The sequence below is a fragment of the Microtetraspora fusca genome (genome assembly GCF_001570365.1).
Lineage (GTDB): Bacteria > Actinomycetota > Actinomycetes > Streptosporangiales > Streptosporangiaceae > Microtetraspora > Microtetraspora fusca.
Genome location: NZ_BBYK01000042.1, coordinates 22,970 through 37,889 on the forward strand (window position 1 = coordinate 22,970; position 14,920 = coordinate 37,889).

General features: G+C 71.5%; 14 protein-coding genes. 10 read left to right on the top strand and 4 right to left on the bottom strand.

Going from position 1 to position 14,920, the window contains the following annotated elements; genetic code table 11:
- Nucleotides 1–193 precede the first annotated feature (193 nt).
- Nucleotides 194–1,336, top strand: a complete 1,143-nt coding sequence (locus tag AWQ68_RS09335) for a hypothetical protein (protein ID WP_066937836.1) — start codon at nt 194–196, stop codon at nt 1,334–1,336.
- A gap of 148 nt (nt 1,337–1,484) precedes the next feature.
- On the opposite strand, the gene AWQ68_RS09340 is transcribed toward AWQ68_RS09335, so the two are convergent.
- On the bottom strand, nt 1,485–1,868 hold the full coding sequence (locus AWQ68_RS09340; protein WP_373281513.1) for a hypothetical protein: 384 nt from the start codon (nt 1,866–1,868) through the stop codon (nt 1,485–1,487).
- 86 nt (nt 1,869–1,954) lie between these two features.
- On the opposite strand from AWQ68_RS09340, the gene lhgD reads away from it, so the two are divergent.
- From lhgD to AWQ68_RS09355, 3 genes are all read left to right on the top strand, one after another.
- Nucleotides 1,955–3,136: an L-2-hydroxyglutarate dehydrogenase gene (lhgD, locus tag AWQ68_RS09345; protein WP_066937839.1), complete on the top strand. Its 1,182-nt coding sequence runs from the start codon at nt 1,955–1,957 to the stop codon at nt 3,134–3,136.
- A gap of 69 nt (nt 3,137–3,205) precedes the next feature.
- A complete protein-coding gene (locus AWQ68_RS09350; RefSeq protein ID WP_066937842.1) occupies nt 3,206–3,919 on the top strand; it encodes a response regulator transcription factor in 714 nt (237 codons plus the stop codon).
- 2 nt (nt 3,920–3,921) lie between these two features.
- Nucleotides 3,922–5,430, top strand: a complete 1,509-nt coding sequence (locus AWQ68_RS09355) for a sensor histidine kinase (protein ID WP_281217602.1) — start codon at nt 3,922–3,924, stop codon at nt 5,428–5,430.
- Here AWQ68_RS09355 and AWQ68_RS09360 read toward each other — a convergent pair.
- The 3 genes from AWQ68_RS09360 to AWQ68_RS42235 all read right to left on the bottom strand — a co-directional run bounded on the left by AWQ68_RS09360 (nt 5,409) and on the right by AWQ68_RS42235 (nt 8,259).
- Complete coding sequence (locus tag AWQ68_RS09360; RefSeq protein ID WP_066937849.1) at nt 5,409–5,741, bottom strand: helix-turn-helix domain-containing protein; 333 nt, start codon at nt 5,739–5,741, stop codon at nt 5,409–5,411. The two genes, AWQ68_RS09355 and AWQ68_RS09360, sit on opposite strands and share 22 nt — an antisense overlap.
- Entirely contained in the window at nt 5,738–6,031 is a 294-nt protein-coding gene (locus AWQ68_RS40620; protein ID WP_306306804.1) for a type II toxin-antitoxin system RelE/ParE family toxin, read from the bottom strand. Before AWQ68_RS40620 ends, AWQ68_RS09360 begins: the two co-directional genes overlap by 4 nt.
- A 203-nt stretch (nt 6,032–6,234) precedes the next feature.
- Nucleotides 6,235–8,259: an efflux RND transporter periplasmic adaptor subunit gene (locus AWQ68_RS42235; protein ID WP_157545074.1), complete on the bottom strand. Its 2,025-nt coding sequence runs from the start codon at nt 8,257–8,259 to the stop codon at nt 6,235–6,237.
- A 326-nt stretch (nt 8,260–8,585) separates the two neighbouring features.
- Between AWQ68_RS42235 and AWQ68_RS45675 the strand changes: the two genes are divergently transcribed.
- The 6 genes from AWQ68_RS45675 to AWQ68_RS09400 all read left to right on the top strand — a co-directional run bounded on the left by AWQ68_RS45675 (nt 8,586) and on the right by AWQ68_RS09400 (nt 14,846).
- Nucleotides 8,586–9,794: an efflux RND transporter periplasmic adaptor subunit gene (locus AWQ68_RS45675; RefSeq protein WP_066937855.1), complete on the top strand. Its 1,209-nt coding sequence runs from the start codon at nt 8,586–8,588 to the stop codon at nt 9,792–9,794.
- A gap of 68 nt (nt 9,795–9,862) precedes the next feature.
- Complete coding sequence (locus tag AWQ68_RS09380; RefSeq protein WP_066938651.1) at nt 9,863–10,645, top strand: ABC transporter ATP-binding protein; 783 nt, start codon at nt 9,863–9,865, stop codon at nt 10,643–10,645.
- The gene (locus AWQ68_RS09385) at nt 10,642–11,889 is read left to right on the top strand and encodes an ABC transporter permease (protein ID WP_066937863.1); all 1,248 of its coding nucleotides are present in this window, start codon (nt 10,642–10,644) and stop codon (nt 11,887–11,889) included. Before AWQ68_RS09380 ends, AWQ68_RS09385 begins: the two co-directional genes overlap by 4 nt.
- Nucleotides 11,890–11,931: 42 nt before the next feature.
- Nucleotides 11,932–12,603 carry a hypothetical protein gene (locus tag AWQ68_RS09390; protein ID WP_066937864.1) on the top strand — a complete coding sequence of 224 codons (672 nt, stop codon included), beginning with the start codon at nt 11,932–11,934 and terminating at the stop codon, nt 12,601–12,603.
- Nucleotides 12,604–12,679: 76 nt separating this feature from the next.
- The gene (locus AWQ68_RS09395; protein WP_066937866.1) at nt 12,680–13,369 is read left to right on the top strand and encodes a response regulator transcription factor; all 690 of its coding nucleotides are present in this window, start codon (nt 12,680–12,682) and stop codon (nt 13,367–13,369) included.
- Nucleotides 13,353–14,846 carry a sensor histidine kinase gene (locus tag AWQ68_RS09400; RefSeq protein ID WP_245655826.1) on the top strand — a complete coding sequence of 498 codons (1,494 nt, stop codon included), beginning with the start codon at nt 13,353–13,355 and terminating at the stop codon, nt 14,844–14,846. The genes AWQ68_RS09395 and AWQ68_RS09400 overlap by 17 nt, the downstream gene beginning before the upstream one ends.
- Nucleotides 14,847–14,920: the final 74 nt, after the last annotated feature.

Here is a 14,920-nt window from a genome sequence, read left to right on the forward strand (position 1 = left end):
GACTCCAGTCGAGTGCGCCCGGTTCGAGTCGCTCGGGTCGCCATGCCGCGGACCCCTGTGGTTTCGCGTCGACGGAACCATGCGGACGTTCAACGAATGATCGACGTAGCCTCCGGGTGTCCGCGCCGACGGCGTCCGTGCGGGTTCGGTCGGGAATGATTGGCGCATGCGGAGCGGGACGGGGAGATTGCCGATGCGGAGGACAAAGCGCTCGGACGGCGCGGCCAGTCGGCGTCTGATCCGGCTGACGGCGCCGGTGCTCGCCCTCCTGCCGGTGCTCGCGCTGTCCGCCGGAGCGCTGCCCGCCGCCGCGCGCTCCGCTTCTCTTACGGCAGCGGTCCCTCCGGTCGCGGCGGATTCGGCGGTGGGGGACGAGGGGCGGCTGCTGTTCACCTTCACGGACCCGCGCATCGACGAGTCCAGCGGGCTCGCGGTCTCGCCCACCCATGACGGCATCGTCTACACCCACAACGACAGCGGCGACAGCGCGCGGTTCTTCGCCGTCGGCATGGACGGGAAGACCCGGGCCACGTTCCGGCTGGCCGGCGTTGCGGCGCGGGACTGGGAGGCCATGGCCGCCTCCGTGGACCCGGCGACCGGCAAGGGAGTCCTCTGGTTCGCCGACATCGGCGACAACCTCGACGGCGCCTGGCCGGACGTCTCCGTGTACAAGGTGGACGAGCCCGCGACCATGCGGTCGGCGACGCTCCAGGCCACCCGCTACCGCTTCCGCTACGAGGGCGGCGCCAGGAACGCCGAAGGGATGATGATCCATCCCAAGACGGGCCGGCTGTACATCGTGAGCAAGGAGTTCTCCGGCTCCGTCTTCATCGCGCCCAAGGTGCTGCGTACCGACCGGGTGAACCTGCTCAAGCGGGTCGGACCGGCGCCGATCATGGCGACCGACGCGGCGTACGCGCCGGACGGGTCGAGCTTCGTCATCCGCACGTATTTCTCCGCCTCGCTCTATCGCGCGCCGGGCGATCTCGTCACCCGTCTCACGATGCCGCCGCTCAAGCAGGCCGAGTCCATCGCGTACACGCGGGACGGCAAGGCGCTGCTGACCGGCTCGGAGGGGCTCAACAGCCCGGTCTACCGTGTTCCGCTCCCGGTGGACGTGGTCGGGCCCTCCGCGTCGGCGACGCCCGCCGAGGCGGCGGACGCCCCCACCGGTACGGCCGGGGCCGGTGACAAGGGATCGGTCACCGCTTCGGGAGGCGGGCCGGGCAAGGACGAGGGCGGCGGGATCCCGTTCTCGATGGTGGCGCTCTGGGTGGGGACGGCCGTCGGGGCGATCGGCATCATCGCCGCGATCGCCTACCGCACCGCCCGTTGATCGCTGTGTCTATTTGCGCTCGCTTCGCTCGCGCGGGCTCGGGGCGCCGGAAGTCGGCTTGTGCCCTCGTCACGTCCTCACTCCTTCGTCGCTCCGGGCGTCCCTCGGTTACTTCACCGCCGCGCCCCGAGCGTGATGGCTTGGCGGCTCACATCTTGGCGACGAACGGCTCGCCGAGCAGCGCGTGCTCGACCAGCTCGACCGACCGGGCCAGCCGTACCAGGCGGGCGCCCTCGCGGCGGTAGGCGTCGAGCACGGCCTCGACGGCGTGCGGCGGCAGGTGGCCCTTCAGATCCACGGCGGCGCCGCGGTAGCCGGTCCTGGCCGCCTCAATCTCCGCCCGGACGTGGTGGCGGGCCATCCGGGCGAGCGCCAGCGGGTGCCGCCTGAGCACGCCGTACGCGCGGTAGTCGGGCGGGACGGCGTCGAGCAGCCACGCCGCGGCCGTCTCCTCCCAGTCGGGGGTGTCCGGCGGGCGCACCTCCGACGGCCATCCGGTGGGCAGATACACGCTGACCAGCATACCGAACATGAGTTCGATCTAGAGGGCTGTCCCTCGGGGTGTCCTCTGCGCTAACTTGCGATGATGCGCGTTCTGGTGATGAAAGCCGGACAATCATGAAGATCGGCGTGATCGGCGCAGGCATCCTCGGGCTGGCGGTCGCGCGTGAGCTCGCCTCCTCCGGAGCCGAGGTGACCGTGCTCGACAAGGAGAGCCGGGTCGCGGCGCACCAGACCGGGCACAACAGCGGGGTCGTCCACGCCGGCATCTACTACGCCCCGGGATCGCTCAAGGCGCGGCTGTGCCGGGACGGCGTCGCCATGCTGCGCGAATACTGCGCCGAGCACCGCCTGCCGTACGACGAGGTGGGCAAGCTGGTCATCGCCTCGACCCGGGCCGAGCTGCCCGCGCTGCGCAGGATCGCCGAGCGGGCGCGGGAGAACGGCGTTCCGGGCATCGTCGAGCTGGACGCGCTCGGGCTGCGCGAGGTGGAGCCGTTCGCGGTGGGCGCGGGAGCGGTGCATTCACCCACCACCGCGATCACCGACTTCCCGGCCGTCGCCCGCCGTCTCGCCGAGGACGTGGTCGCCATGGGCGGCGCGGTACGGCTGTCGCATCCGGTCAGGGCGCTGTCCGAGACCGCGAGCGGTGTGGTGGTGGTCGCGGGGCGCTCCCGGTTGAGGTTCGACGCGGTGGTGTCGTGCGCCGGACTGGGCACGGACCGGGTCGCCGCGCTCGCCGGGGCTCCGGGGGACGTGCGGATCGTGCCGTTCCGGGGTGAGTACCGGCGACTGAGGGGCGCGGCGCGCGGCCTGGTGCGCGGGCTGATCTATCCGGTGCCCGATCCCCGCTATCCGTTCCTCGGCGTCCACCTGACCAGGCGGATCGACGGCGAGGTCCTGGTCGGACCCAACGCGGTCATGGCTCTCGCGTTCGAGGGCTACCGGTGGCGGGACCTGTCTCCGGGCGATCTGCGGGAGATCCTCGGCTGGCCGGGCACCTGGCGGATGGCCGGGCGGAACTGGCGCACCGGCGTGCGCGAGGTGTACGGCTCGGTGGCCCCGGACGCGTTCCTGACCGCCGCGAGGCGGTACGTCCCCATCCTGGGGCCCGCGGATCTGGAGCCCGCGGAGGGAGGCGTGCGGGCGCAGGCGGTCGGCCGGGACGGGCGGCTGCTCGACGACTTCGCGATCGACGTCCACGGCAGGATCGTGCTGGTCAGGAACGCGCCGTCGCCTGCCGCCACGGCGAGCCTCGCCATCGCCCGACATGTCGTCTTAACGGTGCCTTTAGGATGATGCACCTAGAGTGCTTGATGCCCTGAACGTCATCTTCACGTTGCCTTAAGGAAATTCGGTCAACATGTCATGGTGAGCGAATTCCCAGAAGCCCGGTTGCTGATCGTTGAAGACGAGCCCAACATCCTGGAACTGCTGGCGGCCAGCCTGCGGTTCGCGGGATTCGAGGTCACTACCGCCTCAAACGGAGGCGAGGCGGTCGCGGCGGCCCAGCGCCACCGGCCCGACCTGATCGTCCTCGACGTGATGTTGCCCGACATGGACGGATTCGACATCGTCCGCCGCCTGCGTGGTGGCGGAACGCACACGCCTGTCGTCTTCCTGACCGCTCGGGACGCGACCGAGGACAAGATCCGCGGACTCACGCTCGGCGGCGACGACTACGTCACCAAGCCGTTCAGCCTCGAAGAGGTCATCGCCCGCATCCGGGCCGTGCTACGCCGTACGGCGGGGGACCCGATGGCGGCTCCGCCCCGGCTCACCTTCGCGGACATCGAGTTGGACGAGGAGTCCCACGAGGTGTGGCGCGGCGGCTCCGCCATCCCGCTGTCCCCGACGGAGTTCAAGCTGCTGCGCTACTTCATGGCGAACGCGGGCCGGGTGCTGTCCAAGGCGCAGATCCTCGACCACGTGTGGGACTACGACTTCCGCGGTGACGCCGGCATCGTCGAGTCGTACGTGTCGGTGCTCCGCCGCAAGGTGGACAACACTCACCCCCGGCTCATCCACACCCTCAGGGGCGTCGGATACGTGATGCGAACCCCGCCGTCCGGCACCGTGTGACCGTGGCGGGGAGGTGGTCGGACCGCACGCCGCTGCGGATCAAGCTGATCGCCGCGATGTTGGCGCTGGTCGCCGTAGCCCTCGCCGTCATCGGCGTCGGCAGTGTCTCGATGCTCAGCGGCTATCTCGTGGACCGGGTGGACGCGCAGCTCGACATGGTCGTGCACGACGTCGGCAGGCAGATGAAGCGCAAGCCGGTGGAGCTCGTCCGGCTGCGCACGCCCCCGGACGGCTGGATCGCCGTCTACGACCACGAGGGCACCCTGATCGCCACCCAGGCGGGGATGTCCGTCGAGGACATTCCCGGGCCGCGTTCGCCCGCCCACGACACGGACGTGCCGCAGACCGTCCCCGCCCGGTCGGGGAGCGGCACGTGGCGGGTGCGCGTCGTGATGGAGCCCGAATCCGGCAGCGCGCTCGTCGCGATCGACCTGGCGTCCGTCCGGCAGATCACCACCCGGCTCGCGCTCATCGAGCTGCTCGGCAGCCTTCTCGTCATGGCCGTGCTCGTCGTGGTCGGCATAGTGACCGTACGGCGCAGCCTGCGCCCGCTGGCCGAGATCGAACGGACGGCCGAGGCCATCGCGGGCGGCGACCTCAGCAGCCGCGTCCCCGACCGTCATCCGCGTACCGAGGTGGGACGGCTGTCCCGCTCGCTCAACGGGATGCTCTCCCAGATCGAGGCGGCGTTCCAGGCCAAGGCGTCGTCGGAGGCCGCCGCCCGCGAGTCGGAGGAGCGGATGCGCCGGTTCGTCGCGGACGCCTCTCATGAGTTGCGCACGCCGCTCACCTCCATCCGCGGGTTCGCCGAGTTCCACCGGAGGGTGCCGGGCAACGACACCGGCCGCCTGATGCGGCGGATCGAGGACGAGGCCGCCCGGATGGGCCTGCTCGTGGACGACCTGTTGCTGCTCGCCCGCCTGGACCAGCAGCGTCCGCTCCAGGAGCACCCGGTGGACCTGCTCGCCATCGCCGCCGACGCCGTCTACGACGCGCGGATCCTGGCGCCGGACCGCGACATCTCCCTCCTGGTCGAGTCCGACATCGCCCTGATCGTCGAAGGTGACGAGGTACGGCTGCGCCAGGTCGTCGGCAACCTGATGAACAACGCCATGACCCACACGCCCCCGGGCACGCCGGTGACCGTACGCGTCGGGACGGCCGGCGAGCGGGCAGTGGTCGAGGTCGCGGACAAGGGCCCCGGCATGACGGCCGAGCAGGCGGAGCGCGTGTTCGAACGCTTCTATCGGGCCGACCTGTCCCGGGCGCGCAAGGACGACGCGGCCATGCGGGCGGCCGGGGGGAGCGGCCTCGGGCTGTCCATCGTCTCGGCGATCGTCCGCGCGCACGGCGGCCGCGTGACCGTGGAGACGGCGCCCGGCGCGGGAGCGGCCTTCCGCGTCGTGCTCCCGCTCACCCCCGAGGTCCTCACCCCCGAGGACGCCCGGGACGAGGAACCGGACCCGGCCGAGGAGACCTCGCCCGCTTCTCAGGCGACCCGCACCGAGTAGTCCCCGAAGTCCGCCACCACCTCCAGGGTCCCGCCCAGGGCGACGACATAGGACCGGACGACGTCCATCCCGCCCACCTGGCCGTGCTCGATTTGGGACACGCGCGCCTGGCTGATGCCCATCCGCGCGGCGAGGAGCTTCTGGGAGACGCCCAGGCGCTTGCGCATCTCGGCCAGTTGAGCACCGCGAAGCTCCGCGCGAAGTTGCTCGCGTCCAGCCTCGCGTCCGGCGACTCGCTCCGGCGAGTCCCAGTCAGGGTCGATCTCGCGGATCTTGGCCTTGGTATCGGACCACCTGACGAACTCGCTCATCGCTGACCTTCCTTGTCCTTCTCGGCGCGGTATGCCGCGTAACGCTCCTCGGCCAGTGGGATCGCTGTCCGGTACCAACGGTTCCATTCCCCCGATTTGTCACCTGCGACCAGCACGATCGCTTCGCGCGTCGGGTCGAACACGAAGAGCAGGCGGATCTCTGCATCGCCGGGAACTCGGGGACGTAACTCTTTGAGGTTGTGCAGGACACGAGAGTGGTGGATCCGGTCGACGAGAGGGCGGCCGAGCTTCGGACCTTGCAAGGCAAGCTCGTCCAGCGCCTGTTCGATCTTTTATGCGGTGGCGGGGTCGTTCTTGCAGATGTCGAGAAACCAGCCGTTCACTTCGGCGTGCAGCACGATTTCCCAGGCCATGCTGCGAATATAACAGATCCTTATATCGAGGGTGGAGGTGTTACGGCAAGGAGCTCTCCGTACGCACGGTGGTTCGGTCGGACGTTCGCCGAGGGCTGCCACCGCCGGGCTTATGACGGTCAGGGGGAGGGGGGCGATGTGGGGGACAGGCCGGGGAAGCTTCCGTCGGGGAAGGTGCCCGCGCCCGCCGTGCCGTCCGGTACGACCACCTCGTCGCCCTCGCCGAGACCGTCGACGATCTGGACGTACTGGTCCCCTTCGACACCGATACGCACCTGGCGGCGGACGTCCTCGCCGCCGACCCGTACGGTCACCGTCGCCGTCCCGCCCGGTCCGGTCTCGACCGCACGCGCGGGGACGTAGACCGCGTTCTCGGCCGCGCCGGTCGTCACCGACACGTACGCGGTCTGGCCGACGAGCAGGTTCTTCGGCGCGCTGGACAGGGCGACGCGTACGCCGTACCGGACGAGCTGGTTGGTCGTCGTCGCGGTGACGTCGATGTGGGTGATGGTCCCGGCGAACTCCTGCCCGGGGTGGGTGTCCACGGTCACCGAGGCTCGCTGGCCGACCTTGAGCTTGCCGATGTCGGACTCCGTGAACAGCGCGTTCACCTGGAGCTCGTCGAGGTTGCCGAGGGTGATGAACGCGGCGCCCGCGTTCGCCGTGTCCCCGGCCTTGCCGCCGACGCTCATGACCGTGCCCCTGGACGGTGCCTTGATGGTCACTCCGGCCAGCGCCTCCTTGGCGCCCGACAGCTCGCGCTTGGCGGTGGTGACATCGGCCTCGGCCTGCTCCACCGACACAGCCGCGCCCCCGGAGGGACCGCCTGCGTTGCGACCCTCCCCGACGGAGCCACCCGCGCCTCCGGAGCCGCCCTTGGCTGAGCCTCCCCCGTTGGAGGTGCCGCCGTTGGAGCCGTTGGAGGCGGTGACGCGGCCGGCGGTCGGCTTCCCGGTATCGGTGGTGGACATCCCGTCGCCGGTCGCGCAGTTCGCGGCCGAGCCCGCCGTCGCGGACGGCTTCGCGGACGCGTTCCCGGCGTCGGTCCCCGCCGCCGAGCCGCCGCCCAGGATGCCGCCCGAAGTGCCGCCGGCCGGGTTCCCGCCGACGGTGAGCATCTTGACGATGGTCTCGATGATGCCCTGGGTGATCGTCACCGTTTCCCTGACGGTCACCCGCTCGGTGACGACGACCGTCTGGGTGACGGTGACCGTGGGGACCGGCTCCGGCGCCTGGCTCGGCTCGGGCTGAGGCGCCTGGGACGGTTCTGGGGTGGGCTCGGCCCCCGAGGCCGTCGGCTCCGGATGCGTGCCCCGTGCGGGCCGCCGTGCTTCGGATCGCCCAGATCTGCCGGTCCCGGCCGTTTCGGCCTCGGACGCCGCTGCGCCGGACGATCCGTCCCCACTTCGGGGCCCGCCTCCCCCTGAGGAGCGCCGCACGGCGTCGCGTACGGGCTCGGACGTGGTGGTGATCGTGGTCGTGGCGATCGGCGTCGGCTTCGACGTCGTCGTGGAGATGGGCGTCGGACGCGAGGTGGTCGTCGAGATCGGCACCGGCGCTGTCGTCACCAGTGGAACGGGGGTCACCACGACCGGGTCGGCCGCCGAGGCCGAGGGAGCGGCCGAGGAGGGCCGGGGCGAGGCCGACGCGCCCTTTCCGGGCGGGCAGGAGGCCGTGGCCGCGGGAGTGGGGCCGGTGGAGGGAGCGGCGGACCGCTGGGCCACCGTCCGGTTCGGCGTGGAGGTGGCGGAGTTCGTGGAGGAGCTCTCCGCCTTCTCCGCGTTGTCGAGCGCCTCGTACGCGGCCGAGAGCGCGGCGCGGGCGGCGAGGTAGTTCTCCCTGGCCTCGGTCGCGTCCACCCGGGCGAGGGCCTGTCCCGCCCGTACTTTCTGGCCGGGCTTCACGTACACCTTCCGCACCACGCCCGAGGCGCCGAAGGACAGGTCGCGGCTGTGCGCGTCCACCGTGTTGCCGCTCGCGGAGACGACGGAGGTGACGTCGCCGCGTCTGGCGGCCACCAGCTCGATCCTCGCGGTGGGGGCGGCACCGTCGCCGCCGCCGAGGAGGTAGACGCCGCCGCAGGCGAGTACGGCGCAGGCGAGAACCAGACCTCCTGTGCGAAGGACCCTGGGCGGAACAGTCATGCGGAAAATGGTGGTGGCGCCAGGTCATACCAGGCTCAGCCACGCCTGAGAGTTGTCTGTGTACGGCCTCGTCACCGGCCGTTTCCCGAGCTCGATATCCGCCCAAATCGCCCCACGGGAGCGGAGCGCGCGGGAGTCAGGACCGCAGGGAAGGCCAGTGGAGCGGGCTTCGCGAGGACCGCAGCTTCCGTCGAGCGCGGCGAAACCCCCAGCTCGTCCCGTGGAACCCGTGTCGCCGGACGTCAGGCGCGTACGGGCGGAGTTGTCAGCAAAGCTTCAGGCACGTCCGAAGTTGGCCCAAGCCCGGCCCGGCAAGGTGAAGGCCCGTGAAGCTGTCCACCAGGCGCAGGGCGCTCATCGTGAACGGCACCCTCGGGGTGCTGGTGGCGGGTGGCGCGGTCGCCGCCTACCTCTCCCTCGCGGGCCCTGTCGGCCCGGCGAGCGCGTCCGGCGCCTCGACCGTGACCGTGGGGCGGGGAACGGTCCTGGACTCGGTCTCGGCCTCCGGCTCCCTGGAGAGCGCTCGGAGCGCGTCGCTCAACTTCCGTACCAGCGGGACCATCTCCTCGATCAGTGTCAAAGAGGGCCAGAAGGTCAAGAAGGGGCAGGTGCTGGCGCGGCTGGACGGCTCCTCGCAGCGCGACGACCTCGACGCCGCGTCCGCGAGCCTCAGCGTGGCCAAGGAGCAGAACGAGAGCCAGGCGACCGCCTCCAGCTACTCGCAGTACGTGAAGGCGCTCAACTCCTACAAGAGCGCCAAGCGGGCCCTGGCGGAGACCGTCCTCACGGCGCCGTTCAGCGCCACGGTCACCGCGATCAACGGTGTGGTCGGGGACGGCGCCGGGTCTTCGCTGGGCGGCGGCGGCGGGGCCTCCTCCGGCGGTGGAGCGTCGTCGGGCGGCGGCGGGACCGGCGCGTCGGGTGGGAGCTCGTCGGGCTCCGGGCTGATCGAGCTGATCGACACCTCGAAGATGCAGATCGTCGGCGACTTCACCGAGTCCGACGTCACCAAGCTGAAGGTCGGTCAGGCGGCCACGATCTCCTTCGACGCCCTGTCGGGGGTGACCACCCAGGGCAGGGTCAGCATCATCAACCCGGTCGCCGCCACGAGCAACAACGTCGTGCAGTATCCGGTGACCGTCACGCTCACCGAGATCCCCGACGGCGTACGGCTGGGCCAGACGGCCACGGTCCAGGTGGTGGTCGGCAAGGCGGAGAACGTCCTGACCGTGCCGACCTCGGTGATCACCACCGCTGGAGGCCGTACGAGTGTCACCGTGCTGCGGGACGGGCGGCAGGTCGCCCGGCCCGTGGAGGTGGGTGTCGCGGGCGACGGCGTCACGGAGATCAAGTCCGGCGTCGAGGAGGGCGACCAGGTGGTCCGTCCGGCCGTCACATCAGGCGGGACCGGCGGATTCTCCGGAGGCGGGGTCCGCCTGCAGGGAGGCTTCCCCGGTGGCGGTGGGATGTCCGGCGGCGGTGGGATGCCCGGCGGCATGACCGGACGCGGCGGCGGATCGGGCGCCGGGAGATGAGCAGCCCGATGGACGGCCCGATGGACGGAGATCGGCACGGATCCGCGAGCCGGTGGGCGGGCGGGCCGATGAGCGAACCCGCCGAGGGCGCGGCGACCGCGGGCGACCCGGTCCTTCTCATCCGCGATGTCACGAAGGTCTACGGCGAGGGGGAGGCGACCGTACGCGCCCTGCGCGGCGTCTCGCTGACCGTCGAGCCCGGCGACTACGTGGCGATCATGGGGGCGTCCGGCTCCGGCAAGTCCACTCTGATGAACATCATCGGGTGCCTGGACGTGCCGACCGCCGGGACGTACCTGCTCGGCGGCGTGGACGTGGGCGCGCTCGACGAGGTCAGGCAGGCCCGCGTGCGCAACCGGCGCATCGGGTTCATCTTCCAGTCGTTCAACCTGATCCCTCGGATGACCGCGCTGGCGAACGTCGAGCTCCCGCTCGCGTACGGCGGCGTGCGGGCGGCCGAGCGGCGCAGACGGGCGCTCGCCGCGCTGGGCCTGGTCGGGCTGTCCGACCGGGTGGGACACCAGCCGAACGAGCTGTCCGGCGGCCAGCAGCAGCGCGTCGCGGTCGCCCGCGCGCTCGTCACCTCACCGACGCTGCTGCTGGCCGACGAGCCCACCGGCGCCCTGGACAGCACGTCCACGAGAGACGTCCTGGCGATCTTCGATCGGCTGAGCCTGGGCGGCAGGACGATCGTCGTGATCACCCACGAGGACGACGTGGCCGCGCACGCCAAGCGGGTCGTCCGGCTGATGGACGGCCGGATCGTGGACGACCGCAGGCAGGCGCCGGTGGACGGGCCGCCGCCGCTGATCGGCGACCGACCCGCGACGGGAGCGATGAGCGAGCGATGAACGTCCTGGAGATCACCCGGTTCGCCGTACGCGGCCTGACCGCGAACAAGATGCGCAGCATCTTGACGATGCTCGGCATCCTCATCGGCGTCGCGGCGGTGATCCTGCTCGTCGCGGTCGGCCAGGGCTCGTCGGACGTGATCAAGCAGCGCATCCAGAGCCTGGGCGCGAACACGCTCACCGTCTCCGCGTCGTTCTCGGGCGGGTTCGGCGGCCCGGCGGGGCGCGGCGGCGGTGGCGCGGCCGGCCCGCGCACGCAGGCGCGCGGCCTCACCCTTGAGGACGCCCGCGCCATCGCCTCCTCGGGCGACGCGCCCTCCGTCAAGAGCGTCTCGCCGCTCGTGACCTCCTCGTCCGCCACGACGACGTACGAAGGAGCGAGTCACAGCATTTCCCAGGTCGTCGGTACATATCCGAGCTATTTCGAGGCGACCAACAAGTCGGTGACCTCGGGGGCGTACTTCACGAACCAGGACGTCACGGCGGTCCGCAAGGTCGTGGTCATCGGGAAGACGGTCGCCGACGAGCTGTTCGGCCAGGTCGATCCGGTGGGCAAGAAGGTCAACATCCAGGGCGCCGGGTTCACGGTCGTCGGGGTGCTCAAGGAGTCGGGCTCGACCGGCGGCCAGGACGCCGACGACGTCGCCGTCGCCCCGCTGCCCGCCGTGCAGCAGAGCCTGACCGGGTATGGCTCGCTGGGCGGCATCGTCGTGCAGGCCACGAGCGCCGAGACGACGGACGCGGCCGAGGCGGAGATCACCGCGATCCTCGACCAGCGGCACGAGATCACGGGGAGCGCGACCGCGGACTACCGGATTCTCAACCAGGCCAGCCTGCAGGAGACGGTGACCGAGGCGACCGGGACGTTCACCGTGCTGCTCGCGGCGGTGGCGGCGATCAGCCTGCTCGTCGGCGGCATCGGCATCACGAACATCATGCTCGTCACCGTCACGGAACGGACCCGCGAGATCGGCATCCGCAAGGCGATCGGCGCTCCCCGGGGCGCGATCCTCGGCCAGTTCCTCATCGAGGCGACCCTGCTCAGCCTGGTCGGCGGCCTGCTCGGGGTCGGTGTGGCCGTCGCCGGGAGCCGGTTCACCATCGCCGGGGTGCAGCCGGTCATCGTTCCGCAGTCGATCGTGCTGGCTCTCGGCGTCTCGGTCGCCATCGGCCTGTTCTTCGGCAGCTATCCCGCCAACCGCGCCGCCAAGCTGCGCCCGATCGAGGCACTGCGCTTCGAGTGACCCCGCGTGGTGACCGAGACGAGCACCAGACCAGGAGATGAGATGAGCAGAGCGAAGGCCGGGGCGCACGGGCCCGAGGCCGAGATGCCGGCGGCGGAGTTGCTGGACACCTCGCCGTTCGGCGACGAGCCCGAAACGGAGCCTGAGGCGCGGCCGGCCAGGCGGGGGATGTCGAAGGTCACCCTCGTGCTCGGCGCCGGCGTGGTGCTCATGGCGGGCGTGCTCATCGGCATCCAGGCCCAGAAGGCGTGGGGGACCGCGTCCCCGTCCGGCGCCGCGTCCATGACGGGGACCGGCGCCGCGCGCGGGCTCGCCGGGGGCTTCGGCGGCGGCACGGGCCGCGGCTTCGGCGGCGGCATGCCCGGTGGCTTCCCCGGGGGCGGCCAGGGCTCCCAGCGGGGCCAGGGCTCGCAGGGGCAGGACGGTCAGGGCCCACAGGGGCAGGGCGGTCAGGACCAGCCCGGCAGAGCCGGATCGTCCGGCGGCATGACCGTCGGCACGGTCAAGCTCGTGGACGGCGCCAAGGTCTACGTCCAGACCGCGGGCGGCACCATCGTCACGGTCAGGACCGGCGGCGACACGAAGGTGCAGGTCACCAAGGCCGGAAAGGTCGCCGATCTCAAGGTCGGCGGCCAGGTCGTCGTCACCGGCCCCACTGACGAGGAAGGCGCGGTGGACGCCACCTCGGTCGTCCAGAGCTCCAGGAACCGCTAGCGAGAGCCGGCCCGTACGCCCCCCCGCCGGCCCTGGCGGCAGGGACGCGGACCGGCCCCCGAAGGGAGAACACCAGATGAAACCGGAGGCACGCCTGCTCGTCGTGGACGACGAGCCCAACATCAGGGAACTGCTCTCCGTGAGCCTGAGATACGCCGGTTTCGAGGTGGTGACCGCCTCCGACGGCCGGGAGGCCGTCCAGCTCGCCGAGCGTGTACGGCCCGACCTGATGGTGCTGGACGTCATGCTGCCCGACATGGACGGCTTCGCGGTCAGCGGCCGGCTCAGGGACGCCGGACGGCGGATCCCGGTGGTGTTCCTGACCGCGCGGGACGCCACGGGAGACAAGGTCGCCGGGCTGTCCCTGGGCGACGACTACGTGACCAAGCCCTTCAGCCTGGAGGAGGTCCTCGCCCGGATCCGGGCGGTGCTGCGCCGTACGCGCGGGGAGGGTCCGCACTCCAGCAGGCTGCAGGTCGCCGACCTGGAGATGGACGAGGAGGCGCACCAGGTCTGGCGCGGCGGCCGGCAGGTACGGCTCTCGCCCACCGAGTTCAAGCTGCTGCACTACTTCATGATCAACCAGGGGCGGGTGCTGTCGAAGGCCCAGATCCTCGACCACGTGTGGCACTACGACTTCGGCGGCGACCGCAACGTCGTGGAGTCGTACGTCTCCTACCTGCGACGGAAGATCGACACGGTGGATCCCAAGCTCATCCACACGCTTCGCGGCGTGGGCTATGTCCTCCGTGCGCCCCGTCGCTGAGATCAAGCGGCGGCTCGCCCGCACTCCTCTCTGGCTCCGCCTGGTCGGGGCCACGCTGCTGCTGGTGACGCTCGCGGTCGCGCTCACCGGCGGCTTCGCCGTGCAGTTGCTGCGCGGCTATCTGATCGACCGGGTGGACCGGCAGCTCACGGTCTTCACCCGACTCAAGGCCGCCCCGCAGGGGGACCAGGACCGGGTGACGCCGACTCCCGGCGGGACGCGGCCCCAGCGGCAGCCGGGCTTCTACTACATCGTCCTGCTGGACGCGCAGGGCAACGCCGTACGGACCGTGCAGGAGCCCCCGAACGTCGATCCGCCCGTCCTGCCCCGGCTCACGGCCGGCGTCACCGAGCGGATGCGCCGTACGCTGTTCACCGCCGACTCGCACTCCGGAGGGCGGTGGCGCGTGGTCGCCATCGGCGAGCCGGGCGGCGTCACCCGGGTCGTCGCGGTCAGCCTCGCCGACATCGACGGGACCGTCTCCCAGCTCGTCGTCATCGTGGCCGGGGTCGGCTTCGGGGTGCTCGTCGCGCTCGGCCTGGCCTGCTACTGGCTCGTACGGCGCAGCCTGCGCCCCCTCGGCGAGATCGAGCGCACGGCGCAGGCGATCGCGGGCGGTGACCTCTCCCGGCGGCTCCCGCTGCGGCACCGCCGTACGGAGATGGGACGGCTGGGCCGGGCGATCAACGGCATGCTGTCCCAGATCGAGTCGGCGTTCCGCGACCGCGAGAAGTCGGAGGCGATGGCGCGCCAGTCCGCGTACGACGCGCGGCGGTCCGAGGAGCGGATGCGCCGGTTCGTGGCCGACGCGTCGCACGAGCTGCGCACCCCGCTCACGTCGATCCGCGGGTTCGCCGAGCTGTACCGGCAGGAGCGCTCCCAGGACCCGGCGGTGGTGCTGCGCCGGATCGAGGACGAGGCGGCGCGGATGGGCCTCCTCGTGGACGACCTGCTGCTGCTCGCCCGGCTGGACCAGCAGCGCCCGCTGGAACGGCTGGCCGTGGACGTGCTCAGCCTGGCGGCGGGAGCCGTGCTGGACGCGCAGACGCTCGCACCGGAACGCGAGATCGACTTCGTCCGGCTGGACGGCTCCGACGGCCCGGTGAAGGCGCTGGGCGACGAGCACCGGCTCCGCCAGGTGATCGGCAACCTGGTGGGCAACGCCCTGCGGCACACCCCGCCCGGCACGGCCTTCCGGGTCGGGGTGGGGACGCTGCCCGACGACGGCTCCGGAGGCGGCGGGACGGTCCTGATCGAGGTGGCCGACGAGGGGCCGGGCCTGCGCGAGGAGCAGGCCGAGCGCGTCTTCGAACGGTTCTACCGCGCGGATCCGGCGCGCAGCCGCGCCGACACGGGCGGGACGGGGCTCGGGCTGTCCATCGCGGCCGCCATCGTGGAGGCGCACGGCGGCACCATCACGGCCGAGTCCCCGCCGGGCGGGGGAGCCGTCTTCCAGGTCCGCCTCCCGGCCTGCTGAGACGCGTCCGGACCCCCGCGACTCCGGTTGCCGGACCGGCTTACACACACCGCATCGCCTTTTGCCCGGCTTTG

What these genes read in the sequence shown, in the direction of transcription:
- AWQ68_RS09335 (WP_066937836.1), top strand. Translation starts at nt 194, where the DNA reads ATGCGGAGGACAAAGCGCTCGGACGGCGCGGCCAGTCGGCGTCTGATC.
- AWQ68_RS09340 (WP_373281513.1), bottom strand. Translation starts at nt 1,868, where the DNA reads ATGTTCGGTATGCTGGTCAGCGTGTATCTGCCCACCGGATGGCCGTCG.
- lhgD (WP_066937839.1), top strand. Translation starts at nt 1,955, where the DNA reads ATGAAGATCGGCGTGATCGGCGCAGGCATCCTCGGGCTGGCGGTCGCG.
- AWQ68_RS09350 (WP_066937842.1), top strand. Translation starts at nt 3,206, where the DNA reads ATGGTGAGCGAATTCCCAGAAGCCCGGTTGCTGATCGTTGAAGACGAG.
- AWQ68_RS09360 (WP_066937849.1), bottom strand. Translation starts at nt 5,741, where the DNA reads ATGAGCGAGTTCGTCAGGTGGTCCGATACCAAGGCCAAGATCCGCGAG.
- AWQ68_RS42235 (WP_157545074.1), bottom strand. Translation starts at nt 8,259, where the DNA reads ATGACTGTTCCGCCCAGGGTCCTTCGCACAGGAGGTCTGGTTCTCGCC.
- AWQ68_RS09380 (WP_066938651.1), top strand. Translation starts at nt 9,863, where the DNA reads ATGAGCGAACCCGCCGAGGGCGCGGCGACCGCGGGCGACCCGGTCCTT.
- AWQ68_RS09385 (WP_066937863.1), top strand. Translation starts at nt 10,642, where the DNA reads ATGAACGTCCTGGAGATCACCCGGTTCGCCGTACGCGGCCTGACCGCG.
- AWQ68_RS09390 (WP_066937864.1), top strand. Translation starts at nt 11,932, where the DNA reads ATGAGCAGAGCGAAGGCCGGGGCGCACGGGCCCGAGGCCGAGATGCCG.
- AWQ68_RS09395 (WP_066937866.1), top strand. Translation starts at nt 12,680, where the DNA reads ATGAAACCGGAGGCACGCCTGCTCGTCGTGGACGACGAGCCCAACATC.